Source organism: Burkholderia sp. SR8 (genome assembly GCF_052851275.1).
The window spans coordinates 37,377-62,400 of record NZ_JAULUC010000015.1; the positions used below are offsets into that span (position 1 = coordinate 37,377).

Sequence of the window (25,024 nt, forward strand, 5' to 3'; positions counted from 1 at the left end):
GTTTTCGGCGCGATCACGCCGCCCCGCGCCGCGCGGCAGGGAGCCACATGGATCAGGATTGATCCGGGGCGGCTTCCGACAACGGCAGGCTGATGCGCACGAGCGTGCCGGCAAGGCGCGGTGCGTGCTGGTACACGTGATCGTCGAGCGTCAGCGTGCCGCCGTGCTGCGCGGCGATCTCGCGCACGATCGCGAGCCCGAGGCCGCTGCCGTCGCCTTCGCGCCCGAGGATCCGGTAGAAGCGCTCGACGACGCGATCGCGCTCGGCGGCCGGGATGCCCGGCCCGGTGTCCTCGACTTCGAGATGCACGCGCCGCGCCGCGGACTCGGCCCGCACGCGCACGGTGATGCGACCGCCTTCGGGCGTGTAGCGGATCGCGTTGTCGACCAGATTGCCGAGCATCTCGCGCAGCATCACCGGATTGCCGTCGACGTCGAGCGGCGCGTCGTCGTCCGGGCCTTCGTAACCGAGGTCCATGCGTTTCGCGAGCGCGGCCTGCACCCAGTCGCGCACCGTGCGCCGCGCGAGCGAACCGATTTCGACCGGCTCGAACGTCAGCCCGCTCGCGCGGTTCTCGGCGCGCGCGAGCGCGAGCAGTTGCGTGACGAGCCGCGCGGCCTGCTCGGAGCTCGTCGCGATCTGCTCGAGCGAGCGCTGCACGTCGGGCGGCACCGGGTGGCGCAGCGCGAACTCGGCCTGCGTGCGCAGCCCCGCGAGCGGCGTCTTCATCTGGTGCGCGGCATCGGCGATGAAGCGCTTTTGCAGCGCCATGTTCTGCTCGAGGCGCGCGAGCAGGTCGTTGAACGACGTGACGAGCGGCTCGATCTCGGGCGGTGCGCGCTGCGCCTCGACGGGCGACAGGTCGTCGGGCCGCCGCGCGCGAATGTGCGCCTGCAGCGCATTGAGCGGCGCGAGCCCGCGCGACAGGCCGAACCAGACGAGCAGGATCGCGAGCGGCAGGATCACGAACTGCGGCAGGATCACGCCCTTGATGATGTCGTTCGCGAGCGCGTTGCGCTTGTCGAGCGTCTCGCCGACCTGCACGAGCACGGGCTGCGCGCCGTTCGACTGCGGCAGCTCGACGGTCGTATACGCGACGCGCACGTCGTTGCCGCGCAGGAGATCGTCGCGGAACACGACGACGCCCGGCGGCGGACGGTCCTCGTCGCGCGGCAGCGGCATGTCGGCCTCGCCCGCGACCAGCTCGCCGCGCGTGCCGAGCACCTGGAAGTAAACGCTGTCGACGTTGTCCGCGCGCAGGAAGTCGCGCGTCTGCTGCGGCAGCGTCAGTTCGGCGACGCCGTTGACGGGATGAATCTGCCGCGCGAGCACGTACGCGTTGGTCTCGAGCGCGCGGTCGAACGGGCCGTTCGCGATCGTCTTCGCGACCAGATAGGTGACGGCGATGCTCATCGGCCACAGCAGCAGCAGCGGCGCGAGCATCCAGTCGAGGATCTCGCCGAACAGCGAGCGCGGGCGCGCTGCCTCCGGCGCGTCGGTTTCGTCGGGCGGCGCGAACGGGTTCGCGTAGCGCGCGTCGCGCACGGCGTCGGCGGCGGACGGCTGGTCGCCGGTCGGATGGCGGGAACGGGCCGGCGTGGCCATCGCGGCAGCGGCCGGCGTCAGCGCAGCGGCGTGCCGGCTGCCGCGGGTCGGGGCGCGGCCGGATCGGCCGGCGCCGCGGGCGCGACTTTCTCGAGGCAGTAGCCGAGGCCGCGCACGGTGGAAATCCGCACGCCGCTCGACTCGATCTTCTTGCGCAGCCGGTGTACGTACACTTCGATCGCGTTGTTGCTGACTTCCTCGCCCCATTCGCACAGATGGTCGACGAGCTGCTCCTTCGATACGAGCCGGCCGATGCGCTGCAGCAGCACTTCGAGCAGCCCGAGCTCGCGCGCGGACAGATCGAGCACGCGGTCGTTCGCATACGCGATGCGGCCGACCTGGTCGAACGCGAGCGAGCCGTGGCGCACGACGGTCGGGCCGCCGCCCGCGCCGCGCCGCGTCAGCGCGCGCACGCGCGCCTCGAGCTCGTTGAGCGCGAACGGCTTGGCCATGTAGTCGTCCGCGCCGAGGTCGAGCCCCTTCACGCGCTCGTCGACGCTGTCGGCGGCGGTCAGGATCAGCACGGGGAGGGTGGAATTGCGCGCGCGCAGGCGCTTGAGCACGTCGAGCCCGGACATCTTGGGCAGCCCGAGATCGAGGATCAGCAGGTCGAAAGTCTGCATCGACAGCGCAGTGTCGGCCTCGACGCCGCTCTTCACGTGGTCGACCGCATAGCCCGATTGGCGGAGTGACCGGGTGAGGCCGTCCGCGAGTATGCTGTCATCTTCGGCGATGAGAATTCGCATGTTGCTGACCGGTGGCCGGCGGGCGTGCGCGCCGGCGCGGCTGTCTCCGAAGTTATCCGTGTACAACGCAGCCTGCATTGCGGGCTTGCATAAAACACTGTTTTTTTATACAGTGTCTGCATTCGTGGGCAGCGCTTGAAAGCGGGCGCGCCTCTGACAGACGCTGCTCATCATAGCAAAGGACGATTCATGGAAGATAGCAAGAAGGGCTCCGGGATGACCGCCGAGAAGAGCAAGGCGCTGGCGGCCGCGCTCGCGCAGATCGAGAAGCAGTTCGGCAAAGGGTCGATCATGCGGATGGGCGACGGCGAAGCGGCCGAAGACATCCAGGTCGTCTCCACGGGCTCGCTGGGCCTCGATATCGCGCTCGGCGTCGGCGGCCTGCCGCGCGGCCGGGTGGTCGAGATCTACGGTCCGGAATCGTCGGGTAAAACCACGCTCACGCTGCAGGTCATCGCCGAGCTGCAGAAGCTGGGCGGCACCGCAGCGTTCATCGACGCCGAGCACGCGCTCGACGTTCAATATGCAGCGAAGCTCGGCGTGAACGTGCCGGAGCTGCTGATCTCGCAGCCGGACACCGGCGAGCAGGCGCTCGAAATCACCGACGCGCTGGTGCGCTCGGGTTCGATCGACATGATCGTCATCGACTCGGTCGCGGCACTCGTGCCGAAGGCCGAAATCGAAGGCGAGATGGGCGATTCGCTGCCGGGCCTGCAGGCTCGCCTGATGTCGCAGGCGCTGCGCAAGCTGACGGGCACGATCAAGCGCACGAACTGCCTCGTGATCTTCATCAACCAGATCCGGATGAAGATCGGCGTGATGTTCGGCAACCCGGAAACCACGACGGGCGGCAACGCGCTCAAGTTCTACTCGTCGGTGCGTCTGGATATCCGCCGGATCGGCTCGATCAAGAAGAACGACGAGGTGATCGGCAACGAAACCCGCGTGAAGGTCGTGAAGAACAAGGTGTCGCCGCCGTTCCGCGAAGCGATCTTCGACATCCTGTACGGCGAAGGCATTTCGCGTCAGGGCGAAATCATCGACCTCGGCGTGCAGGCGAAGATCGTCGACAAGGCCGGCGCCTGGTACAGCTACAACGGCGAGAAGATCGGTCAGGGCAAGGACAACGCGCGTGAATTCCTGCGCGAGAATCCGGAAATCGCGCGCGAAATCGAGAACCGCATTCGCGAGTCGCTCGGCGTCGTCGCGATGCCCGATGGCGTGGTCGACGAAGCCGAGGCGATGGACGAAGAAGAGTGATGGTCGGGCGCCGAGGTCAGGCTGGCGAACCGGAGCCGAGCGACACGCCCGAAACGGCCGCTCGCTCCGGCCGGCGAGCCGAATCCTCGGGTGCCGACCGGCGGCGCGCGGGCAATCATCCCGCGCACCGCACCACGACGAGGGCATCCGACGATGCCCTCGTTTCGTTTGAAATCACTGCGCCGGTCGATCCGTTCGACGACGACGAATCGTTCGACGCGCACGACCGGTCGCGCCGTCGCGTGTCCGGCGTCAGCTTCCCGGCCGAACGTACGGCCGATGCGGCGGCGCCGGCCACGGAAGACGTCTATACGCGCAGCAGCCAGCATCCGCGCCGCACGCGCCGTGCGTCCGGCAGTGGCGCCGGCGCGGCTTCCGGCGACGAGTCCGGCGCCACCGCGCGCAAATCGTCGAAGTCGCCGCGTTCACTGAAGGGCCGCGCGCTCGGCTATCTGTCCCGGCGCGAATACAGCCGCGCGGAACTCGCGCGCAAGCTCGCACCGTACGTCGGCGAGGACGAATCCGTCGAACCGGTGCTCGATGCGCTGGAGCAGGAAGGCTGGCTGTCCGACGCACGCTTTGCCGAAAGCCTCGTGCATCGCCGCGCATCGCGCGTCGGCGTCGCGCGCATCGTCAGCGAACTGAAGCGCCATGCGGTCGGCGACAGTCTCGTCGAGGAAGTGAATGCACAATTGCGCGAGACCGAGTGGACACGCGCGCAGGCCGTCTGGCGCAAGAAATTCGGTGCACTGCCGCAAACGCCGGCCGAACGCGCGAAGCAGGCGCGCTTCCTTGCCGCGCGCGGCTTCTCGAGTGCGACCATCGTGAAGTTGCTGAAGGTCGGCGACGATTTTCCGCTCGACGACTGACCGGTCCGGTCGCGCGCGCGGCGCGCGATTTTGCTGCAATGCAACCGTTTCCGGACAGGCGGGAATACCCGCCGTTGCGGCCGACTGCCTCAAATACCCAATATGCTAAAATCCACGGGTTTTCCTCTTCGGCCTCAACCTCCAGCATGCCGCTATCCGAGCCCGTGCCCCGTCAGTTGCGACATCGACGCGCAATCCGAGCGGAAGCCTACGAGCGCGGCGACGGCTTGTGGGATATCGAAGCCTGCCTGACCGACCACAAGCCGCGCGATGTCGCGCTTGCGTCGGGCATCCGGCCTCAGGGCCTGCCGATCCACGAACTCTGGCTGCGCGTGACTATCGATCGTGACCTCAATGTCGTCGACGCCGAAGCGTCGTCGGAATGGGTTCCCTATCCCGGTCACTGTCAATCCGCCCCTCCTGCCTATCGGGCCCTCATCGGGCTCAACCTCTTCCGCAATTTCCGCCGTAACGCGAACCGGCTGCTCGCCGGCGTCGCAGGCTGTTCCCATCTCACCGAACTGTGCGCCGTGCTGCCCACCGCAGCGATCCAGGCGTTCGCCGGCGACGTATGGAACGTGCGCGAGGAGGGCGGCGAAGGACCGGACCATGACGGCGTGCACGCCGAACCGCCTTTCCAGCTCGGCCGTTGCCGGGCGCTGCGGTTCGACGGCGAGGTCGTGCGGCAGTACTACCCGCGGTGGTATGGCCCGCTCCGGCCGGATCTGCCCGGTGAAGGCAGCACGAAGGAATGAACGGAAATCATTCGAAGAAGCGTCTTAAGCGACATTTCATCCAACTCTCAGACTGAAGGGAATCACGCATGAAGATTCACGAGTACCAGGGTAAGGAAATCCTGCGGAAATTCGGAGTCGCGGTACCGCGCGGCAAGCCGGCGTTCTCGGTTGACGAGGCCGTCAAGGTGGCAGAAGAGCTCGGCGGCCCGGTTTGGGTCGTGAAGGCTCAGATTCACGCGGGTGGCCGTGGCAAGGGCGGCGGCGTGAAGGTGGCGAAGTCGATCGAGCAGGTGCGCGAATACGCGAACCAGATCCTCGGCATGCAGCTCGTCACGCACCAGACCGGTCCGGAAGGCCAGAAGGTCAACCGTCTGATGATCGAAGAAGGCGCGGACATCAAGCAGGAACTGTACGTCAGCCTCGTCGTCGACCGCGTGTCGCAAAAGATCGTTCTGATGGGTTCGAGCGAAGGCGGCATGGACATCGAGGAAGTCGCCGAAAAGCACCCGGAACTGATCCACAAGGTCATCGTCGAGCCGTCGACGGGCCTGCTGGATGCCCAGGCCGACGACCTCGCCGCGAAGATCGGCGTGCCGGCTGCGTCGATCCCGCAAGCGCGCGCGATCCTGCAAGGCCTGTACAAGGCATTCTGGGAAACCGACGCATCGCTGGCTGAAATCAACCCGCTGAACGTGTCCGGCGACGGCAAGGTCATCGCACTCGACGCGAAGTTCAACTTCGACTCGAACGCGCTGTTCCGCCACCCGGAAATCGTCGCGTACCGCGATCTGGACGAAGAAGATCCGGCTGAAATCGAAGCGTCGAAGTTCGACCTCGCGTACATCTCGCTCGACGGCAACATCGGCTGCCTCGTGAACGGCGCAGGCCTCGCGATGGCGACGATGGACACCATCAAGCTGTTCGGCGGCGAACCGGCGAACTTCCTGGACGTCGGCGGCGGCGCGACGACCGAGAAGGTCACGGAAGCGTTCAAGCTGATGCTGAAGAACCCGGGCCTGAAGGCGATCCTCGTGAACATCTTCGGCGGCATCATGCGCTGCGACGTGATCGCGGAAGGCGTGATCGCCGGTTCGAAGGCCGTGAATCTGAACGTGCCGCTCGTCGTGCGCATGAAGGGCACGAACGAGGACCTCGGCAAGAAGATGCTGGCCGATTCGGGCCTGCCGATCATCTCGGCCGACAGCATGGAAGAGGCTGCGCAGAAGGTCGTCGCGGCTGCCGCAGGCAAGTAAAGAAGCGCCCCCGGACCTGGCGCTGCGCGCCAGGGCCCCAGAGGGGTCAAGAAAACTTGGGGCTGCCCGGCGTTTTCTTGATAGCTATCGAATACGCATGGCGGCGCGGCTTGCACGCGACGCCAATCGAACAGAGGTCAAAATACATGTCGATTCTGATCAACAAGGACACGAAGGTCATCACGCAGGGCATTACCGGCAAAACCGGTCAGTTCCACACGCGCGCCTGCCGTGAATACGCAAACGGCCGCGAAGCATTCGTCGCGGGCGTGAACCCGAAGAAGGCCGGCGAAGATTTCGAAGGCATTCCGATCTACGCGAGCGTCAAGGAAGCGAAGGCGGAAACCGGCGCGACCGTGTCGGTCATCTACGTTCCGCCGGCAGGTGCTGCTGCCGCGATCTGGGAAGCGGTCGAAGCCGACCTCGATCTCGCGATCTGCATCACGGAAGGCATTCCCGTGCGCGACATGATCGAAGTGAAGGACCGCATGCGTCGCGAAGGCCGCAAGACGCTGCTGCTCGGGCCGAACTGCCCGGGCACGATCACGCCGGACGAACTGAAGATCGGCATCATGCCGGGTCACATCCACCGCAAGGGCCGCATCGGCGTCGTGTCGCGTTCGGGCACGCTGACGTATGAAGCGGTTGCGCAGCTGACCGCGCTGGGCCTCGGCCAGTCGTCGGCAGTCGGTATCGGCGGCGACCCGATCAACGGTCTGAAGCACATCGACGTGATGAAGATGTTCAACGACGATCCGGATACGGATGCGGTCGTGATGATCGGCGAAATCGGCGGTCCGGACGAAGCCAACGCCGCCGAGTGGATCAAGGACAACATGAAGAAGCCGGTCGTCGGCTTCATCGCTGGCGTCACGGCGCCTCCGGGCAAGCGCATGGGCCACGCCGGCGCGCTGATCTCGGGCGGTGCGGATACGGCCGAAGCGAAGCTGGAAATCATGGAAGCGTGCGGCATCACCGTCACGCGCAACCCGTCGGAAATGGGCCGTCTGCTGAAGAAGGCGCTGTAATTTCCGCGTGGTTCGTCCTGCAAAAAACGCCGGCTCTGCCGGCGTTTTTTGTTATGCTCGCGCAATGAATTTGTAAGCCCCGGGCATGCGCGACGCATGCGCCGGCGATGAAGCGGGCAGCCTGCCCGACTGCCGTTCCTCCATCCGATACCACTCATGCTTGAATTCCTGACGTCGCTGCACTGGGGCGCCGTATTCCAGATCGTCATCATCGACATCCTGCTCGGCGGCGACAACGCGGTCGTCATCGCGCTCGCGTGCCGCAACCTGCCGGCGAATCAGCGGCTGCGCGGTGTCGTATGGGGCACCGCCGGCGCGATCCTGCTGCGGGTCGCGCTGATCTCGTTCGCAGTGGTGCTGCTCGACGTGCCGTTCCTGAAGTTCGGCGGCGGCCTGCTGCTGCTGTGGATCGGCATCAAGCTGATGGCGCCGGACGCCGATGCGCACGACAACGTGAAGCCGGCCGACCGGCTGTGGGACGCCGTGAAGACGATCGTGATCGCCGACGCGGTGATGAGCCTCGACAACGTGATCGCGATCGCCGGCGCGGCCGAGCAGGCCGATCCGTCGCACCGGCTGGCGCTCGTGATCTTCGGGCTCGTGGTGAGCGTGCCGATCATCGTGTGGGGCAGCACGCTGGTGCTGAAGCTGCTCGACCGGTTCCCGGTCGTCGTCGCGCTCGGCGCGGGGCTGCTCGGCTGGATCGCGGGCGGGCTGATGGTGCACGACCCGGTCGGCGATCGCTGGCCGGTGCTCGATACGCCGGCCGCGGTCTACGGCGCGAGCATCGCCGGCGCACTGTTCGTCGTGGCGGCCGGTTATGCGCTGCGGCGCCGCCGCGCCGTGCCGCACGCGCATTGACGTTGGCCGTCCGGCCGACTGCCGGGTTCGCGGCCCGCTGGCTACGATCGAAACGCCTGCCCGATTCGGCAGGCGTTTTTCGTTTCCGGAGCCAGTCATGTTCGAAGCCTTTTCCGTTTCCCTGTTCCGTCGCATCGCCGCCGACCTGCGGCACGCGCGCCGGCCGGTGCCGCGCTGGCGGCCGGCCGGCTTCACGCTGATCGAACTGATGATCGTGCTCGCGATCGTCGGCGTGATCGCCGCGTATGCGATTCCCGCTTACCAGGATTACCTCGCGCGCTCGCGCGTGGGCGAGGGACTCGCACTCGCATCGTCCGCGCGGCTCGCGGTTGCCGACAACGCCGCGAGCGGCGCCGGGCTCGACGGCGGCTACAGCCCGCCGGCCGGCACCCGCAACGTCGAGTCCGTCGCGATCGACGGCGACACCGGCCAGATCACGGTGACGTTCACCACCCGCGTCGCCGCGGCCGGCGCGAATACGCTGGTGCTGGTGCCGTCCGCGCCCGACAAGGCCGACACGCCGACCGCACGCGTGCCGCTCAAAAAGGGCGCGATGCAGGCCGGCGCGATCGCGTGGGAATGCTTTGCGTCCGGCAAGACCGCATCGTCGCTGCCGGCGCCCGGAGCAGGCCCGTTGCCGGCCGAGGCCGCGACGTTGCCTGCGAAATACGCGCCTGCGGAGTGCCGCGCGTAGGATCAGCGGCGTGCGCGCCGGGGCAGGGCGGGGCGGCGTGCACGATGCGGTGCCAGCTGCGCCGGCCGGTCGCGCCGGTTCTGCCGCGTCGCGTGGCGGCGCGACGGCGGCCGCACAGACGGGGGAAAGTTTTGTATAGTGCGCCGGTTGCTGACATCCGGTTCGCTCATGCCTTCTACTTTTTCCCGTTCGTTGCCGCTCGTTGCGCTGGCTGTCGCCCTGATCGTGCCGTACGCGATCACGAATCACACGTATCCGATCCCGACCTTCTATTCCGAATTTGCCGCGCTGGTGCTGTACCTGCTGGTAGGGCTCTCCGTCGTGCTGCTCGCGCGCACGGGCCGCCCGGCGCAACCGTTTGCCGCGCCGGCCGCGTTCGTCGCGCCGCTCGGCTTCGCCGCGGTGCTGATCGCGCAGGTCGCGCTGATGCCGCTGAAGGTGCCGTCGATGAACTGGCTGGCGGTCGGTTATCTGGCCGCCGCGCTGGTCGCGATGCAGGCCGGCTATACGCTTGCACGCGAAGGGCTCGCCGAAGCAACTGCTCGCATGATGGCCGGCGCGCTGCTCGTCGGCGGCGTGTTCGCGGTTGCGACCCAGGTGGCGCAGCTGTTCCATCTCGAGTCCGCGTTGTCGCCGTTCGTCGTCGTGTACAACATCACGGTCGATCGCCGCCCGTACGGCAACATGGCGCAGGCGAACCACCTGGCGAGCTACATCGCGTTCGCGCTCGCAGGCGCGCTGTATCTGGTGCAGACGCGCCGTCTCGCGGTGTGGGCATGGCTCGCGCTGTCGATCGTGCTGTCGGCCGGCCTCGCGCTGACGGTATCGCGCGGTCCGTGGCTGCAGGTCGCGGTGATGGTGGTCGCAGGCTTCTGGATGGCATGGCTCGAGTCGCGCCGCACGCCGGGCAACCGCCGCGCGTGGCTGATGCCGGTCGTGCTCGCGGTGGCGTTCGTCGCGGTGAACGTCGCGGTGCGCTGGGCCAACGTGCATTTCCATCTCGGGCTCGCCGAATCGGCGGCCGAACGGATGCGCGACGCCGGGCAGATCGCACCGCGCCTCGCGCTGTGGAAGTACGGGCTCGCGATGTTCCGCGAGCATCCGGTGCTCGGCGTCGGCTGGGGCGAGTTCCCGTCGCACCAGTTCGCGCTGGTGCGCACGCTCGGCGGTGTCGAGATCGCGAACAACTCGCACGATATCTTCATCGACCTGCTCGCGAAGTCCGGCTTCGTCGGCCTCGGCGTGCTGGTCATCGCGCTCGTGACGTGGTTCGTGCGTGCCGTGCGCGCGCCGCAGTCGAGCACACGCGTGTTCGGTCTCGCGCTGATCGGCATCCTGCTGATGCATGCGCTCGTCGAATACCCGCAGCAGTACATGTTCTTTCTGCTGCCCGCGATGTTCGTGATCGGCCTGCTCGACGTGAAGCCGCTGCGCATCCTGCCGGGCCGCGCGGCGTTCGCGCTGTTCGCGGTGCTGTCGGTCGGCGGCGTGCTGGCGGCGGTGCCGGTGCTGCGCGACTACCAGCGCGCGGAAGTGCTGTATTACGGTAGCGATCCGGCCGCGCAGTACCGCGATGCGCCGTCGCTGCTGTTCGGCGCATGGGGCGATTACGGCGCGGCGACGCTGCTGACGATTTCGCCGGACAACCTGCCGCTCAAGCTTGCCGCGCACGAGCGCGCGATCGCGCTGCTGCCCGGCGAGACGGTGCTGCGCCGCTATGCGGCGCTGCAGGCGCTGGCCGACCGCGACGCCGACGCGCTCGATACGGTCGCGCGGCTGCACGTTTTCGCGAAGGAATTGAAGGACTGGCCGCAGCAGCTCGCGTCGCTGTACAAGCTGTGCGACCAGCAGCCGGCGCTGAAGTCGTTCAAGGCGGCCGTCGTCGCGAAGTACGGCGAAGTCCCGGCCGACGCGGACGATGAAGACGCGGAAGACGATTCGGAGTGATGCCGCGCAGCGCCGGGCGGGGAATTCCGGCATGTGTTGTCGCGCGATGACGCCGTGGGGCACACGGCTGGGTGCGCGACGCGCGCCATGCGCCGTCGCCGAATTTCGAGGCGCGGCCCGCGGGCGCGGTGCCGACGCTCGTCGTCGTCCGCAACATCAGCCTGCCATCGGGCGAGTTCGGCGGCGACGCGATGGCAGCCCGTGACGGGCCAGCGATTGTTTCGCGCTGAGAACGGGTATCCGGGTAATGCGGTGCGATTCGCGTCAACCATTGTCAAATCGCTGCCACGGGAAACACGGTGCGTGCACAATGCGCGAAAGCGTTCGTATGCCCGGGCGGCGCGTGCCGCCCAGGCGAACGCCGCCCCGGCGATCGGGGAATCCGCCAAGCAGGATCGCGGCCGATGCAACGATCGGCCGTGCGGCCGTAACGGGGCGCCGGTCCGATGGCCGCGGCGCGGGGCGATGCAGGCGGCGCACGACGTACGCCGGTGCGGCATTCGTCCGGAACAGTACTGAAGAACGACATCGACCATGGCCCTTCGCTCCACACTCCTGATCCTGCCTGCCGTCGCCGTGCTGTTTTCCGGCTGCGCGATGCTGTCGTCGTCGCAGGAAAGCAAGCTCACCTGCCACATTCCGCGCGCCGTCTATCCGGACGGCGCGAAGCCGCTGACGCGGCCGGTCACCGTGCTCGTGCGTGCGCTGATGACGACTTCCGGCGAAGCGCAGAACGTGACCGTGACGACGAGCAGCCGCAACGCGGCGGCGGACCGTGCGGCCGTCGACGCGATGACGCATGCGACCTGCGCGCAGACCGGCGCCACCGCGAATCCGTTCCTGCTCACGCAACCATTCGTGTTCGAGCCGCGGCGCGCCGAATGACGCGCGGCCGGTGCGTACGGTCATGCCGTGACGCACCGGCCGCCGATCATCGTTGCTCGTCCGGTGCGATTTCACCGTTGCGCCACGCGGCCGCCATTCAGCGCCGCGGCATCAGATCCGCGCCGCGGCACGCGGGCTCGGGCGCATTGCGCAGCCCGAGCATCGTGAAGCCGTTGCGCTCCTGGCGGATCAGCGCGTAGCGACGCGCGACCGTTTCTCCGCCCTTGCCCGTCAGATCCAGTTCGACCTGGAAGCGATCCTTGCTGTCGGAACAGCCGCGTACCGGGCCGTATGCGAAGCCGATATCGGGCGCCTTGCTTTCGGCGTTGAACGCCTGCCGGGCTTTCAGCGCTGCCGCGGCGGCCGCAGGTTCGCTCCATTCGCGCGCGAGCGCGTCGTCCACCTTCAACCATTCGTCGACGAAATCGCGGCCGTTGGCGGCCGCCGGCTGCACACGTTGCACGGTGTCGCCGTCGACGCGATAGCGGAAGATGCCCGGCCGCGTCATCACGTCGCTGTCGAGCGAGCCGACGGTCGTGCGTAGCTCGAAGCCGTCGGCGCGAACCTTGAAGCGGATCGCATCGTCGTCGATCACGTAGCCGTGCGCAGTGTGGAACAGCGTGCGTTGCGCGGCCGAACCGTTGGCCGGCGCGACCACGTCCGCACCGAAGCGGCTCCAGCGCGACGAGCACCACGGCGTGCCATGGACGATCGCCACTTGCCCGCCGGGCAACGCGCCGAACCAGAAGCCGCCGCCGTACGCGCCGCCGATATCCTTGTAGTCGTCGGCCTGCCAGCGCAGCACGCGCCGCCAGCCGCCGTTTTCCCACGCGTACGCGGTGAGCAGGTTGTCGTCGCCGCATGCGATGTCGAAGCCGGCGCGTACGAACAGCAGCGGGCGGGACGTGCCGTCGCGCGTGACGTCTATATTCGGGTTGCGGCCGAACGACGATTCGCCGGCTTTCGGCTGGGCAGGTTGGGTGGGCACGCCGAGCGTCGCCGCGAGCGTGCGTTTCAGTGTGGCCGGTTCGACGTGTTCGTCGCTGCATGCAAGGCGCGCGTCGATCGCCGTGACGAGTGCCTGCTTGTAGGCGCGAAGCGCGTCGCGTAAAGGCGGCGAAACGTCAACGGTGCCGGCACCGTCGCTTTCCGGGTTGGGGACGTGTTGCACGCGATGTTGCGCGTCGAGGGCGGCGCGCGCGGCGGTGTCGGCGGCGGGGCAGGGGCCGGCGGCGAAGCTCGCGGGCGGTAGCATGACAAGCGTGCACAGTATCTGCGCCGCGTACTTGAGCGTCTTCTTCATCGATGACGTGTCGTTTTGATTTTCTGAAATTTGAGCCGGCGAATCGTTACGGCCGACGATTCCTCCGAATTGCCCCGCGGCACGCATGCTTTACCCCGCCGCATCCTCCGCCTTCCAGTCCCCCGACTTCCCGCCGCGCTTTTCGCGCACGCTCACGTCGGTGATCACCATCCCGCGATCGACCGCCTTGCACATGTCGTACACGGTCAGCAGCCCGACCTGCACGGCCGTCAGCGCCTCCATCTCGACGCCGGTCCGCCCGAACGTCTCGACCTGCGCGATGCAATGCACGCCCGGCAGCGCATCGTCGAGTTCGAAGTCGACGGCCACGCGCGTCAGCGCGAGCGGATGACACAGCGGAATGAGATCGGCGGTGCGCTTCGCGCCCTGGATGGCGGCAATGCGCGCGACGCCGAGCACGTCGCCTTTCTTCGCCTTGCCGTCGCGGATCAGCGCGAACGTCGCGGGCAACATCCGGATCGTGCCGCGCGCGATCGCGATGCGTTGCGTTTCCTGCTTGCCGCCGACGTCGACCATGTGCGCGTGGCCGGCGGCGTCGAAATGGGTAAGTCCTGACATGTCGTGCTCCGATCTCGGGTGTCGCGGCCGCTCGGTTCGCCGCATCCGGCGCCGGGCCGCAAACATCTGCAACGTTTCAACGGGCGCCTATCATAGCAGCGGCCGGTACGACGCCACGCGCGCAGATCGTGCGTTCGCCGCACCGAACAGTCGCGATCGCACCGGTACAATGACCCGAATATTCAGACCAAACGCCGCGATGCGCGCCCGGCGCGCGGGACGGCGTCGCCTTCAACCTGCCATGCGTGTCAAACAGTTGCTTGCCGTGTTGCTGTCGGCGGCGCTTTCGGTGCCGCCGAGCGGCTACGCCCAGCGCGCGTCGGCGCTGCCGCTCGAGCCGGCGGCCGGCGCATCGCCGTCGCTTTCGACGGTGCCGGCCGGCATCGCGCCCGGCGTGTTCGGCACCTACGGCGGCGCGGAAAGCCGCTTTTCGGGCGTGGGCGCCGGCGGCGCCTCCGCGCCCGTCGCGACCCTGCGCGCCCCGCTGCGCGCGCTGGAACTGCCCGATCTCGGCGACGGCTCCGGCGGTTCGCTCACGCCGCAGGCGGAGCGCCGTCTCGGCGAGCGCGTGATGCGCGAGGTGCGGCGCGACCCCGACTATCTCGACGACTGGCTGGTGCGCGACTACCTGAACGCAATGGCCGCGCGGCTCGCGGCCGCGGCGGCGGCGCGCTACATCGGCGGCTACACGCCGGACTTCGACCTGTTCCCGGTGCGCGATCCGCAGATCAACGCGTTCTCGATGCCGGGCGGTTTCATCGGCATCAACAGCGGGCTGGTCGTCACGACGCAGACGGAATCGGAACTCGCGTCGGTGGTCGGCCACGAGATGGGGCACGTGCTGCAGCGGCACATCGCGCGGATGATCGGCGCGAACGAGAAGACGGGCTACACCGCGCTCGCGACGATGCTGCTCGGCGTGCTGGCCGGCGTGCTCGCGCGCAGCGGCGACCTGGGCAGCGCGATCGCGATGGGCGGGCAGGCGTATGCGGTCGACAACCAGTTGCGCTTCTCGCGGTCGGCCGAGCGCGAGGCCGATCGCGTCGGGTTTCAGCTGCTGGCGGGCGCCGGCTACGACCCGTACGGGATGCCGGGCTTCTTCGAACGGCTCGAACGCGCGTCGATGGGCGACGCGGGCGTGCCGGCCTATGCGCGCACGCACCCGTTGACGGGCGAGCGGATCGCCGACATGGAGGATCGCGCGCGGCGTGCGCCGTACCGGCAGCCGCGCCAGTCGGCCGAATACGGTTTCGTGCGCGCACGGCTGCGCATCCTGCAGAACCGCGCGCCGAACGACATCGCGGCCGAGGCGCGCCGGATGCAGCTCGAAATCGACGATCGCACCGCGCCGAACGTCGCGGCGAACGACTACGGGATCGCGCTCGCGAACACGCTGCTCGGCCAATACGACGCGGCCGACCGCGCGCTCGCGTCGGCACGCGCCGCGTTCGACGCACGCGAGCGGCGCGCGGACGATCCGGCCACGAGTTCGCCGAGCCTCGACGTGCTGGCCGCGGACATCGCCCGCCGTGCCGGCCGCACCGACGACGCAGTGCGGCTCGCGGCGCTCGCGCAGCGGCGCTGGCCGGCGTCGCACGCGGCGATCGTCGCGCACCTGCAGGCGCTGCTCGCCGCGCGCCGCTTCGCCGACGCGCAGGCGCTCGCGCGCACGCAGGCGAAGGCGGACCCCGAGCAGCCGGACTGGTGGGACTACCTCGCGAAGGCGAGCGACGGACGCGGCGACGTGCTTGCGCGGCGCCGTGCGCTCGCGGAAAAGCTGGCGCTCGACGGCGCGTGGCCGTCGGCGATCCGCCAGCTGAAGGAGGCGCGCGACGCGAAGGACGTGTCGTTCTACGACCAGTCGATCATCGGCGCACGGCTGCTGGAATTCGAGGCGCGCTACAAGGAAGAGCGCGAGGACGAGAAGAACGGCCGCGGATGACGGCCGTCAGCCCCCGGTCACGGCTGCTGCTGCGCGCTCAGCTGTCGACGTCACCGTCGCCGCCATCCGGCGGCGCGTCTTGATCGCGACGCGCGCGCTGCGCAGGGCTCACGACGAAGCCGAACGTCGCCGGCACGTCGGCACAGGCGACGTTGCCGAGCGGCAGCGTGTGCCCGTCGCACCAGCGCAGTACGGGAGGCTGCGCGTCGAAGTCCGCGTGATCGGCGAACAGGCCGAGGTCGTGGTCGTGCAACGCGGCGATGCGCGGCGGTGTGCCGGCCGCGCGAAACAGTACGCCGCCCGCATCGTCGAGCCACGCGGCGTCCGGTTCGAACGGCGCGCCGGTCTGGTCGGTGAGCGCGAGCTTTCCGTCGCGCTCGGCCAGTCGTACGATCCACGGCGTATACGCGAGTTCGACGTACACGCGCTGCGGCCCGTTCTGGAAGAACCACTGGCCGTGCGCATCGCACTCGTAGTTCCGTCCGATGAACGCGTTCAGCGCCGCATGCCGGATCGGCGAGCCGAGTTCGCCGGCGGCCTGCGCAGCGTCGTCGCGCAGCCGCCATTCGCCGCGCCGGTCGAGCAGCAGCCAGCCCGTGCAGTGCGGAACGTTGGGCCATTTGGCGATGGCCTGCCTGACGATGTCATCCATGGTCGACGAATTTGGAGCAATAGCCGAACACCCGCGCCGACAGCCAGTCGAGGCGGCCGGGGAACGGCCCGGTCATGAATCCCGCATGGCCGCCGTGCGCGGGCTGGTCGAGCTCGACGGCCGGCGACACGTCGGCGGGGCTCGGCAGCGCGGATTCGGGCAGGAACGGATCGTTGCGGGCGTTGAGGATCAGGGTGGGTACGTCGATTGCGCGCAGCAGCGGGCGCGTCGTGGCCTGGGTCCAGTAGTCGTCCGCGTTCGCGAAGCCGTGCAGCGGCGCGGTCACGACTTCGTCGAAGTCGCGCATCGTCACGGCCCGCAGCATCGCGTCGCGGTCGAACAGCCCCGGATACTGGTCGAGCTTCGCAAGCCCCTTGCGTTTCAGCGTCTTCAGGAAGCTGCGCGTGTAGACCATCGCGAAGCCCTGCGACAGCGCGCGGCCACCGGCATGCACGTCGATCGGCGTCGAGATCGCGGCGGCCGCATGCACGATCGACGTGTCGCTGCGGTGCTCGCCGAGCCAGCGCAGGAGCACGTTGCCGCCGAGCGACACGCCGGCCGCGACGATCGGTCCGCGATGCTGCGTGGCGAGCCGGCGCAGGATCCAGTCGACCTCCGCGCTGTCGGCGAGATGATAGAAGCGCGGCTGCCGGTTGAGCTCGCCGCTGCAACTGCGAAAGTGCGGGACGACCGCATGCCAGCCCTTCGCGCGCGCGGCGGACATCATCGCGAGCGCATAGTGCGAGCCGGAACTGCCTTCGAGGCCGTGGAACAGCACGAACAGCGGCGCGTCGGGCGGCGGCGCCGCGCTGTCGAGGTGCGCGACCCAGTCGAGATCGATGAAGTCGTGGTCGGGGGTTTCCCATCGCTCTCGTCGGTACGCGACGGTCGGTCGTCGCGCGAACAGCGCGGGCACGATGGTTTGCACATGGCTGTTCGGCAGCCAGCGCGGTGCGCGATAGCGCAATGAATCGTCGTCGGGGGCCGGGGCCCCGGTCAGCGGCGAGGTGGGCGGAGAAGCCGTACTCATGATCGCCCCGCTAATGCGTTGCTTCGTTCTTCGTCAGTGCAGCGGACCCTGCCCGTGACGGATCTTCGCGGCGAATTGTCCGGCCGCCTGTTCGGGAATCGGACTCGCGTGGATGTGCGCGATCCGCCACTCGCCGCGTTCGTGGATCATCACGTACGTCGCGAAAACCATGTCGGGTTCGGCCGTCAGGTCGGCCTGCTGATGCGCCTCGGCGATCGTGTAGACGACGGTGCCGAGGCTATCGTATACGCGGATGTCGAGCGGCTCGATCGTCACCGGGCGCGTCGCGAGGCGATTGCCGAGCCCGCTGCGGATCTGGTCGAGGCCGTGCAGATGCTCGCCGTCGGCCCAGACGCAGCTGGCGAAGTCCTCGTCGATCCACAACCCCAGCAGCGCGTCGAGATTGGCATCGGCGACGGCCTGGTAGTAGGCGTTCAGCGTATCGGCAGCGGCTTCGAAAAGGCGGGCAAAACGTGGCATCGGGGTTGTCTCTCGCGCGCGTCGCGCGCCGTATTCGCACGGCGGCCCGGGTAGGGCCGCCATACACCGGTGAATCGGATTGCCCGGCGCGTCGTGCGACGCTGCCGGTCAGGGTCAGCGCTGCCCGACGAGCATGCCGCGCAAATCGCCGAATACCTGCTCGGGCCCGAGTTCGCGCAGACAGTTCAGATGGCCGAGCGGACACTCGCGTTCGAAGCAGGGACTGCATTCGAGATGCAACCATTGTACCTTCGCCAGCTCCGACAGCGGAGGGGTGTGGCGCGGATCCGTCGAGCCGTACAGCGCGACGAGCGGCCGGCGCAGCGCGGCGGCAACGTGCATCAGCCCCGAATCGTTGGTCACGACCGCGTTCGCGCGCGCGATCAGCGCGCAGGCCTCGGACAGCGACGTCTGCCCGCACAGGTTGCGCACGTTCGGCGCGTGGTCGGCGATCGCCTGCGCGGCGGCCGCGTCCTTCTGCGAGCCGAGCGCGACGATCTGCGTGTACGGGAACGACTGGTGGACGATCGTCGCGAGCGTCGCGAAATGCTCGGGCGGCCAGCGCTTGGCCGGGCCGTATTCCGCGCCCGGGCAGAACACGACGAGCGGCTTGCGTGTATCGAGATTGAAACGCGCGGACACGCGCGCCGTCTCGTTCAGGTCCGCGTCGAGGCGCGGCGCGGGCAGCGTCTTCATCGACTCGGGCAGCTTCGCGCCCGGCGCATACGCGAGCGCCGCGTAGTGCGTCGTCATCGGCGGCCGCTCGGCCGACTTGTCGGGGTTCGCGTGCCGCACGTTGAGCAGCCCGTAGCGGTGCTCGCCGGTATAGCCGATCCGCAGCGGAATGTTCGCGAGCCACGGGATCACCGCGGACTTCAGCGAATTGGGCAGCACGTACGCCGCGTCGTAGCCGACGTCGCGCAGGTCGCTCGCGAGCTGCCAGCGGCGCAGCAGCTGCAGCTTGCCGTGCGCGAGATCGGTCGCGTAGACATCGTGGATCTCGGGCATCCGCTCGAGCACGGGCGCGACCCAGGTGGGCGCGACGGCATCGATCGCGATGCGGGGATGGAGCTTCTTCAGCAGCGCAAAAAGCGGCTGCGCCATCAATGCGTCACCGATCCAGTTCGGTGCGATAACCAGCGCTCGACGCATCAGGTCGACTTCCGATGTCGTAATGAAGCACGGCGCGCAGGCACCGCGTTCGGGTTGTCAGAACAGGAAAAGGGCGGCGCGCCGGGTTTCCGGCTGCGCCGCCTCGCGTGCGGCGGGCCCACGGGCCCGGACCGGGGCTCAGTGGCCCTTGACCACCTCGCCGTCGCGCAGCTTGTAGCGCGTGCCGCAGTACGGGCAGCGCGCCTCGCCGTGCGACACGTCGATGAAGACGCGCGGGTGCGCGCTCCAGCGCGCCATCGCCGGGTTCGGGCAGTAGGCGGGAAGATCCTTGGCCGTCAGCTCGACCAGCGGCATTTCCTTGATTTCACTCATGAGACTTTCTCTTATCACTCTTTTGTGGGGCGGTCGGTCGCGCGGCGCGCTCAGACCTTGGTCAGCCAGTGCGAATACTTCGCGTTCTTGCCCGACACGATATCGAAAAACGCCGACTGGAGCTTTTCCGTGACCGGGCCGCGCGCGCCGCTGCCGATCGTGCGGTTGTCGAGCTCGCGGATCGGCGTGACTTCGGCGGCCGTACCGGTGAAGAACGCTTCGTCGGCCGTGTAGACCTCGTCGCGCGTGATGCGCTTCTCGATCACGTCGATGCCGGCATCCTTCGCGAGCGTGATGACCGTGTCGCGCGTGATGCCGTCGAGGCACGACGACAGGTCGGGCGTGTACAGCTTGCCGTTGTTGACGAGGAAGAAGTTCTCGCCGGAGCCTTCCGACACGTAGCCGTCGACGTCGAGCAGCAGGGCTTCGTCGTAGCCGTCGGCGGTCGCTTCCTGGTTCGCGAGGATCGAGTTCACGTACCAGCCCGACGCTTTCGCGCGCACCATCGACACGTTCACGTGGTGGCGCGTGAACGACGACGTCTTCACGCGGATGCCCTTCGCGAGGCCGTCCTCGCCGAGGTACGCGCCCCACGGCCATGCGGCGATCGCGACGTGGATCGTGTTGCCCTTGGCCGACACGCCGAGCTTTTCCGAGCCGACCCAGATGATCGGGCGCAGGTAGCACGACTCGAGCTTGTTCTCGCGCACGACTTCCAGTTGGGCGGCCGCGAGCGTTTCGCGGTCGAACGGCACGTCCATCTGGAAGATCTTCGCCGAATTCAGCAGACGTTTGGTGTGCTCGGCCAGGCGGAAGATCGCGGTGCTGCCGTCGGCCGTCTTGTACGCGCGCACGCCCTCGAAGACGCCCATGCCGTAGTGCAGCGTATGGGTCAGGACGTGGATCTTGGCGTCGCGCCAGTCGATCAGCTTGCCGTCCATCCAGATCTTGCCGTCGCGGTCGGCCATTGACATAGGATTCTCCTGGAAGCAGTGAGGTGCTGCGGGTTGTGTGCAGCGTTGAGCCGGAAAGACGCTTATTTTAGCGTCATTTGGCGTCGATCCGGTCGGTCGGCACAGGGCCGGCGCTATAATCGGCCGGTACCGATTCCAATAACGACGGGCCTTGCCGGCAGGAGACGCCGGCGCCCGGCCGAACCGCCCGCTGCGGCCCGCTTTCCGATGCTCGCTCGATTGTCCGCCACCGACCGCTTCGCGCTGATCCAGGGCGCCCGCGACTATTCCCCGACGCTGATGGCGATCCTGTCGTGGGGCCTCGTCACCGGCGTCGCGATGAGCAAGTCGGTGATGACGCTCGGACAGGCGAGCGCGATGTCGATCTTCGTCTACGCGGGCTCGTCGCAGCTCGCGGTGCTGCCGCTCCTCGTCGCGAAGCTGCCGATCTGGACGATCCTGCTCACGGCCGCGATGGTCAACCTGCGCTTCGTGATCTTCAGCGCCGGGCTTGCGCCCCATTTTTCCTACCTGCCGCTGTGGCGGCGTCTCGCGATCGGCTATTTCAACGGCGACGTGATCTACCTGCTGTTCCAGAAACAGGGCTTCGCGTACGGCCACGTGCCCGGCAAGGAAGCGTATTTCTGGGGGATGGCGCTCGCGAGCTGGGCGTCGTGGCAGGCGTCGTCGCTCGCCGGCATCCTGCTCGCGAGCTTCTTTCCCGCGAGCTGGGGGCTGGAACTGGCCGGCACGCTCGCGCTGATCCCGATCATGGTGTCGGCGGTCGCGAACCGTTCGACGCTCGCGGCCGTCGCGGTCGCGGGCATCGTGTCGCTGATCGCGTTCGACCTGCCGTACCGGCTCGCGCTGCCGATCGCGGTGCTCGCGGCGCTCGCCGCCGGCTGCACGGCGGATTTCTTCGTCGAGCGCGCCGACTGGCGGCGCATCCGTACCGAAACCGTGCACGAAAAGGAAATCGATTGAGCGCGACCGAAATCTGGATCGTCATCGTCGGGATGACGATCGTCACGGCTGTCACGCGTGCGCTGTTCCTGCTCGGCGGCGAGCGCACGGTGCTGCCCGAGCGCGCGCAGCGCGCATTGCGCTATGCGCCGGCCGCCGCACTCGTCGCGGTCGTGCTGCCGGACGTGCTCGAAACGCCGGCCGGGCTGTCGTTCGCGCTGTCCAATCATCCGTTCTACGCGGCGCTCGCCGGCCTCGGCTGGTATTTGTGGCGGCGCAGCATGCTCGGCACGATCGTGATCGGCATGCTCGTCTTTACCGCGCTGCGCCTGATCTTCTGACTGGCCGCGGCGCCGGCCGCCCATGCACCGGCGCGCTTGCGGGTGCGCATTGCTGCATTGCAGCAGTGTGTCGCCCGGCACGCACGATCCCAAATAGGCGGAATTCGCCGCCGCACGGGTCAGTCTGCCGGGTGGATCGGCTAGAATGCCCGTTCGAGATTTTTACCCGTGCGCGTCATGCGAACCGCCAGCCACGGCCGCATCCGGCGCCCTTTCGCGGCAGCCCGCGCACGTCCAGCGTGAACCCCCTTTCCCCATCCACTACTTCAATCTGTTCAACATGAGCCAAGTCAAGCGTCTTACCGACCTGATCGCCGCCGGCCAGCTCGCCGGCAAGCGCGTGTTCATCCGCGCCGACCTGAACGTCCCGCAGGACGATCACGGCAACATCACCGAAGACACGCGCGTGCGCGCGTCCGTGCCGGCCATCCGGGCCGCGCTCGACGCCGGCGCGGCCGTGATGGTCACGTCGCACCTCGGCCGTCCGACCGAAGGCGAATTCAAGCCGGAAGACTCGCTCGCGCCGGTCGCGAAGCGCCTCGGCGAACTGCTCGGCCGCGACGTGCCGCTCGTCGCGAACTGGGTGGAAAACGGCGTGAACGTCGCGCCCGGCCAGGTCGTGCTGCTCGAGAACTGCCGCGTGAACAAGGGCGAGAAGAAGAATTCGGACGAGCTCGCGCAAAAGATGGCGAAGCTCTGCGACGTGTACGTAAACGACGCGTTCGGCACCGCGCACCGTGCGGAAGCGACCACCCACGGAATCGCGAAGTACGCGCCGGTCGCGTGCGCGGGCCCGCTGCTTGCTGCGGAACTCGACGCGCTCGGCAAGGCGCTCGGCAACCCGGCGCGTCCGCTGGTCGCGATCGTCGCCGGCTCGAAGGTGTCGACCAAGCTGACCATCCTGAAGTCGCTGGCCGGCAAGGTCGACCAGCTGATCGTCGGCGGCGGCATCGCGAATACGTTCATGCTCGCGGCCGGCCTGTCGATCGGCAAGTCGCTCGCGGAAGCCGATCTCGTCGCCGAGGCGAAGGCGATCATCGACGAAGCGCGCGAGCGCGGCGCGTCGGTGCCGATCCCGACCGACGTCGTCACCGCGAAGGAATTCGCGCCGACGGCCGCGGCCACGGTGAAACAGGTCGCCGACATCGAAGCGGACGACATGATTCTCGACATCGGCCCCGATACGGCCCGCGCGCTCGCGAGCCAGCTCGAGAAGGCCGGCACGATCGTGTGGAACGGCCCGGTCGGCGTGTTCGAGTTCGACCAGTTCGGCAACGGCACCAAGACGCTCGCCGAAGCGATCGCCAAATCGTCCGCGTTCTCGATCGCGGGCGGCGGCGACACGCTCGCGGCCATCGCGAAGTACGGCATCCACGACCAGGTCAGCTACATCTCGACGGGCGGCGGCGCCTTCCTCGAGTTCCTCGAGGGGAAGAAGCTGCCGGCGGTGGAAGTGCTCGAAACGCGGGCGGCCTGAGCGTGGCGGCGCGCGCAGGGGTGACGAGGGCCGCGCGCTCCGCGAAAGCGGAGCAGCCGGCCGGCGCGGGCAAGCGCAAACGCGCGCCCGCGCGGGCGAACTCGGCCCCGCGCGCACCGGCGGCCGCCGGCGACGCGGCCGTGCAGCACCACGAGATTCAGAACAAAGCGATGCCGGGCGCAAGCACCGGCACGCCCCCCGGAACGGCCGCCGCTGGGCCCGCCGATTCCGGCTCTCGCAGCGTTTCACCCAGCGCATCCACCTTGATCCAGAAGAGGAGTTTCATGCAGCGCGCCACCAAGATAGTCGCCACGATCGGCCCGGCTTCCAGTTCGCCGGAGATTCTGCTGCAGATGATGCAGGCGGGCCTCGACGTCGTGCGGCTCAATTTTTCGCACGGCACGGCCGACGATCACCGCCAGCGCGCCGAGATGGTGCGCGAGGCCGCCCGCAAGGTCGGCCGCGAGATCGCGATCATGGCCGACCTCCAGGGGCCGAAGATCCGCGTCGGCAAGTTCGAGAACGGCAAGACCACGCTGACGCCGGGTCAGGCGTTCATCCTCGACGCGGGCTGCGAGCTCGGCAACGACGAGCGGGTCGGCCTCGACTACAAGGAGCTCCCGCGTGACCTGAAGCCGGGCGACCTGCTGCTGCTGAACGACGGGCTGATCGTGCTGACCGTCGAGCGCGTGCTCGGCGACGAGATCCACACGGTCGTCAAGGTGGGCGGCGAGCTGTCCAACAACAAGGGGATCAACCGCCAGGGCGGCGGCCTGTCGGCGCCCGCGCTGACCGCGAAGGACATGGAGGACATCCGCACCGCGATGTCGCTCGGCGCGGATCTGGTCGCGGTGTCGTTCCCGAAGAATGCGACCGACATGGAAATGGCGCGCCAGCTCGCGAACATCGCGGGCGCGCCGTACGGCATCAAGCCGAAGATGATCGCGAAGATCGAGCGCGCGGAAGCGATTCCGGCGCTGCAGAGCATTCTCGACGCGTCCGACGGGATCATGGTCGCGCGCGGCGACCTCGCGGTGGAAGTCGGCAACGCGGCCGTGCCCGCGCTGCAGAAGCGGATGATCCGGATGGCGCGCGAGTCGAACAAGCTCGTGATCACCGCGACGCAGATGATGGAGTCGATGATCCACGCGCCGGTGCCGACCCGCGCGGAAGTGTCGGACGTCGCGAACGCGGTGCTCGACGGCACCGATGCGGTGATGCTGTCGGCCGAGACGGCCGCCGGCAAGTACCCGGTCGTCACGATCGAGACGATGGCGGCCGTGTGCGTCGAGGCGGAAAAGTCCGAAGAGGTCGAGCTCGACAAGGATTTCCTCGATCGCACGTTCACGCGGATCGACCAGTCGATCGCGATGGGCGCGCTGTTTACCGCGTACCACCTCGGCGCGAAGGCGATCGTCGCGCTCACCGAATCGGGCGCGACCGCGCTGTGGATGTCGCGCCACTACACGCACGTGCCGATCTTCGCGCTGACGCCGCGCGTCGGCAGCGAGCGCACGATGGCGCTGTACCGCAACGTGACGCCGCTGCACGTCGATTTCAACAGCGACCGCGACTCGGCGTTGCAGGCGGCGCTCGAGATCGTCGTCAAGCAGGGCTACGTGCAGCACGGCGACATGGTCGTGCTGACCGTCGGCGAGCCGATGGGGCAGGCGGGCGGCACGAACACGCTGAAGATCGTGCGCGTCGGCGAGCACTATTGAGCGGGCCTGACCGACGCCGCTAGACATGCCGCGACCGGTCCGGCGACCGGTCGACCGGCCGCCGGAGCTGATCCGGCACCGTTTTTTGATCGAAAGCCGCGCGGGGTCCGATGCCCCGCGCGGCTTTTTTTCTGTTTTTTGCCCCGATTGTGCCGTGCGAAGGTAACAAATTGCGAGTGCGCGCCGCCGGGCGGTCGGAATCGGAGGCGCTT

General features: G+C 68.2%; 25 protein-coding genes and 1 pseudogene. 15 read left to right on the forward strand and 11 right to left on the reverse strand.

From position 1 onward, the window contains the following. Positions 1 to 52: 52 nt before the first annotated feature. Both Q3A80_RS19660 and Q3A80_RS19665 read right to left on the reverse strand, forming a co-directional pair. Entirely contained in the window at positions 53 to 1,606 is a 1,554-nt protein-coding gene (locus Q3A80_RS19660; protein WP_446330569.1) for a sensor histidine kinase N-terminal domain-containing protein, read from the reverse strand. Positions 1,607 to 1,623: 17 nt separating this feature from the next. Beyond that, complete coding sequence (locus Q3A80_RS19665; RefSeq protein WP_446330570.1) at positions 1,624 to 2,352, reverse strand: response regulator; 729 nt, start codon at positions 2,350 to 2,352, stop codon at positions 1,624 to 1,626. Between the two features lie 189 nt (positions 2,353 to 2,541). Here Q3A80_RS19665 and recA point away from each other — a divergent pair, with 189 nt between their 5' ends. The 10 genes and pseudogenes from recA to Q3A80_RS19715 all read left to right on the forward strand — a co-directional run bounded on the left by recA (position 2,542) and on the right by Q3A80_RS19715 (position 11,886). Next, positions 2,542 to 3,612: a recombinase RecA gene (gene recA / locus Q3A80_RS19670; RefSeq protein WP_446330571.1), complete on the forward strand. Its 1,071-nt coding sequence runs from the start codon at positions 2,542 to 2,544 to the stop codon at positions 3,610 to 3,612. Next, entirely contained in the window at positions 3,612 to 4,481 is an 870-nt protein-coding gene (recX, locus tag Q3A80_RS19675) for a recombination regulator RecX (RefSeq protein ID WP_446330572.1), read from the forward strand. The genes recA and recX overlap by 1 nt, the downstream gene beginning before the upstream one ends. A 146-nt stretch (positions 4,482 to 4,627) precedes the next feature. Beyond that, entirely contained in the window at positions 4,628 to 5,236 is a 609-nt protein-coding gene (locus Q3A80_RS19680) for a DUF2889 domain-containing protein (protein WP_446330573.1), read from the forward strand. A gap of 68 nt (positions 5,237 to 5,304) precedes the next feature. Beyond that, complete coding sequence (gene sucC / locus Q3A80_RS19685) at positions 5,305 to 6,471, forward strand: ADP-forming succinate--CoA ligase subunit beta (protein ID WP_175720016.1); 1,167 nt, start codon at positions 5,305 to 5,307, stop codon at positions 6,469 to 6,471. Between the two features lie 146 nt (positions 6,472 to 6,617). Next, on the forward strand, positions 6,618 to 7,499 hold the full coding sequence (sucD, locus tag Q3A80_RS19690) for a succinate--CoA ligase subunit alpha (protein WP_006477916.1): 882 nt from the start codon (positions 6,618 to 6,620) through the stop codon (positions 7,497 to 7,499). A gap of 156 nt (positions 7,500 to 7,655) precedes the next feature. Continuing rightward, entirely contained in the window at positions 7,656 to 8,360 is a 705-nt protein-coding gene (locus Q3A80_RS19695) for a TerC family protein (RefSeq protein ID WP_446330574.1), read from the forward strand. A 97-nt stretch (positions 8,361 to 8,457) separates the two neighbouring features. After that, on the forward strand, positions 8,458 to 9,054 hold the full coding sequence (locus Q3A80_RS19700; protein ID WP_446330575.1) for a pilin: 597 nt from the start codon (positions 8,458 to 8,460) through the stop codon (positions 9,052 to 9,054). A 168-nt stretch (positions 9,055 to 9,222) separates the two neighbouring features. Then, positions 9,223 to 11,001: a PglL family O-oligosaccharyltransferase gene (locus tag Q3A80_RS19705; protein WP_446330576.1), complete on the forward strand. Its 1,779-nt coding sequence runs from the start codon at positions 9,223 to 9,225 to the stop codon at positions 10,999 to 11,001. Positions 11,002 to 11,072: 71 nt separating this feature from the next. After that, positions 11,073 to 11,195: pseudogene (locus Q3A80_RS19710) on the forward strand (1,6-anhydro-N-acetylmuramyl-L-alanine amidase AmpD); the annotation flags it as partial. A gap of 340 nt (positions 11,196 to 11,535) precedes the next feature. After that, positions 11,536 to 11,886, forward strand: a complete 351-nt coding sequence (locus Q3A80_RS19715) for a TonB family protein (RefSeq protein ID WP_446330577.1) — start codon at positions 11,536 to 11,538, stop codon at positions 11,884 to 11,886. Between the two features lie 97 nt (positions 11,887 to 11,983). On the opposite strand, the gene Q3A80_RS19720 is transcribed toward Q3A80_RS19715, so the two are convergent. Then, a complete protein-coding gene (locus tag Q3A80_RS19720; RefSeq protein WP_446330578.1) occupies positions 11,984 to 13,189 on the reverse strand; it encodes a hypothetical protein in 1,206 nt (401 codons plus the stop codon). Positions 13,190 to 13,279: 90 nt separating this feature from the next. Then, positions 13,280 to 13,768 (reverse strand): cyclic pyranopterin monophosphate synthase MoaC, encoded by a 489-nt coding sequence (gene moaC, locus Q3A80_RS19725; protein ID WP_446330579.1) that lies wholly within the window; start codon positions 13,766 to 13,768, stop codon positions 13,280 to 13,282. A 241-nt stretch (positions 13,769 to 14,009) separates the two neighbouring features. Here moaC and Q3A80_RS19730 point away from each other — a divergent pair, with 241 nt between their 5' ends. Further along, positions 14,010 to 15,710: a M48 family metalloprotease gene (locus tag Q3A80_RS19730; protein WP_446330580.1), complete on the forward strand. Its 1,701-nt coding sequence runs from the start codon at positions 14,010 to 14,012 to the stop codon at positions 15,708 to 15,710. A 37-nt stretch (positions 15,711 to 15,747) separates the two neighbouring features. Here the strand turns inward: Q3A80_RS19730 and Q3A80_RS19735 are convergent, their stop codons facing one another. From Q3A80_RS19735 to Q3A80_RS19760, 6 genes are all read right to left on the reverse strand, one after another. Next, a complete protein-coding gene (locus Q3A80_RS19735; protein WP_446330581.1) occupies positions 15,748 to 16,362 on the reverse strand; it encodes a DUF2946 family protein in 615 nt (204 codons plus the stop codon). Next, a complete protein-coding gene (locus Q3A80_RS19740; RefSeq protein ID WP_446330582.1) occupies positions 16,355 to 17,392 on the reverse strand; it encodes a hydrolase in 1,038 nt (345 codons plus the stop codon). The genes Q3A80_RS19735 and Q3A80_RS19740 overlap by 8 nt, the downstream gene beginning before the upstream one ends. A gap of 33 nt (positions 17,393 to 17,425) precedes the next feature. Continuing rightward, positions 17,426 to 17,872, reverse strand: a complete 447-nt coding sequence (locus tag Q3A80_RS19745) for a nuclear transport factor 2 family protein (RefSeq protein WP_040141776.1) — start codon at positions 17,870 to 17,872, stop codon at positions 17,426 to 17,428. A 114-nt stretch (positions 17,873 to 17,986) separates the two neighbouring features. Next, positions 17,987 to 19,024, reverse strand: a complete 1,038-nt coding sequence (gene waaF / locus Q3A80_RS19750; protein ID WP_121859459.1) for a lipopolysaccharide heptosyltransferase II — start codon at positions 19,022 to 19,024, stop codon at positions 17,987 to 17,989. A 138-nt stretch (positions 19,025 to 19,162) separates the two neighbouring features. Then, positions 19,163 to 19,357 carry a zinc-finger domain-containing protein gene (locus tag Q3A80_RS19755; RefSeq protein ID WP_006749970.1) on the reverse strand — a complete coding sequence of 65 codons (195 nt, stop codon included), beginning with the start codon at positions 19,355 to 19,357 and terminating at the stop codon, positions 19,163 to 19,165. 50 nt (positions 19,358 to 19,407) lie between these two features. After that, positions 19,408 to 20,331, reverse strand: a complete 924-nt coding sequence (locus Q3A80_RS19760) for a branched-chain amino acid transaminase (protein ID WP_446330583.1) — start codon at positions 20,329 to 20,331, stop codon at positions 19,408 to 19,410. Positions 20,332 to 20,538: 207 nt separating this feature from the next. Here Q3A80_RS19760 and Q3A80_RS19765 point away from each other — a divergent pair, with 207 nt between their 5' ends. The 3 genes from Q3A80_RS19765 (at position 20,539) to Q3A80_RS19775 (ending at position 23,091) form a co-directional block, all read left to right on the forward strand. Further along, positions 20,539 to 21,294: an AzlC family ABC transporter permease gene (locus Q3A80_RS19765; protein WP_446330584.1), complete on the forward strand. Its 756-nt coding sequence runs from the start codon at positions 20,539 to 20,541 to the stop codon at positions 21,292 to 21,294. Then, the gene (locus Q3A80_RS19770; RefSeq protein WP_446330585.1) at positions 21,291 to 21,614 is read left to right on the forward strand and encodes an AzlD domain-containing protein; all 324 of its coding nucleotides are present in this window, start codon (positions 21,291 to 21,293) and stop codon (positions 21,612 to 21,614) included. The genes Q3A80_RS19765 and Q3A80_RS19770 overlap by 4 nt, the downstream gene beginning before the upstream one ends. Before the next feature lie 280 nt (positions 21,615 to 21,894). Further along, complete coding sequence (locus Q3A80_RS19775) at positions 21,895 to 23,091, forward strand: phosphoglycerate kinase (protein ID WP_446330586.1); 1,197 nt, start codon at positions 21,895 to 21,897, stop codon at positions 23,089 to 23,091. Between the two features lie 157 nt (positions 23,092 to 23,248). On the opposite strand, the gene Q3A80_RS19780 is transcribed toward Q3A80_RS19775, so the two are convergent. Continuing rightward, positions 23,249 to 23,377: a hypothetical protein gene (locus tag Q3A80_RS19780; protein WP_257785755.1), complete on the reverse strand. Its 129-nt coding sequence runs from the start codon at positions 23,375 to 23,377 to the stop codon at positions 23,249 to 23,251. On the opposite strand from Q3A80_RS19780, the gene pyk reads away from it, so the two are divergent. Continuing rightward, a complete protein-coding gene (pyk, locus tag Q3A80_RS19785; protein ID WP_446330587.1) occupies positions 23,376 to 24,812 on the forward strand; it encodes a pyruvate kinase in 1,437 nt (478 codons plus the stop codon). The two genes, Q3A80_RS19780 and pyk, sit on opposite strands and share 2 nt — an antisense overlap. The last annotated feature ends 212 nt before the right edge of the window (positions 24,813 to 25,024 follow it).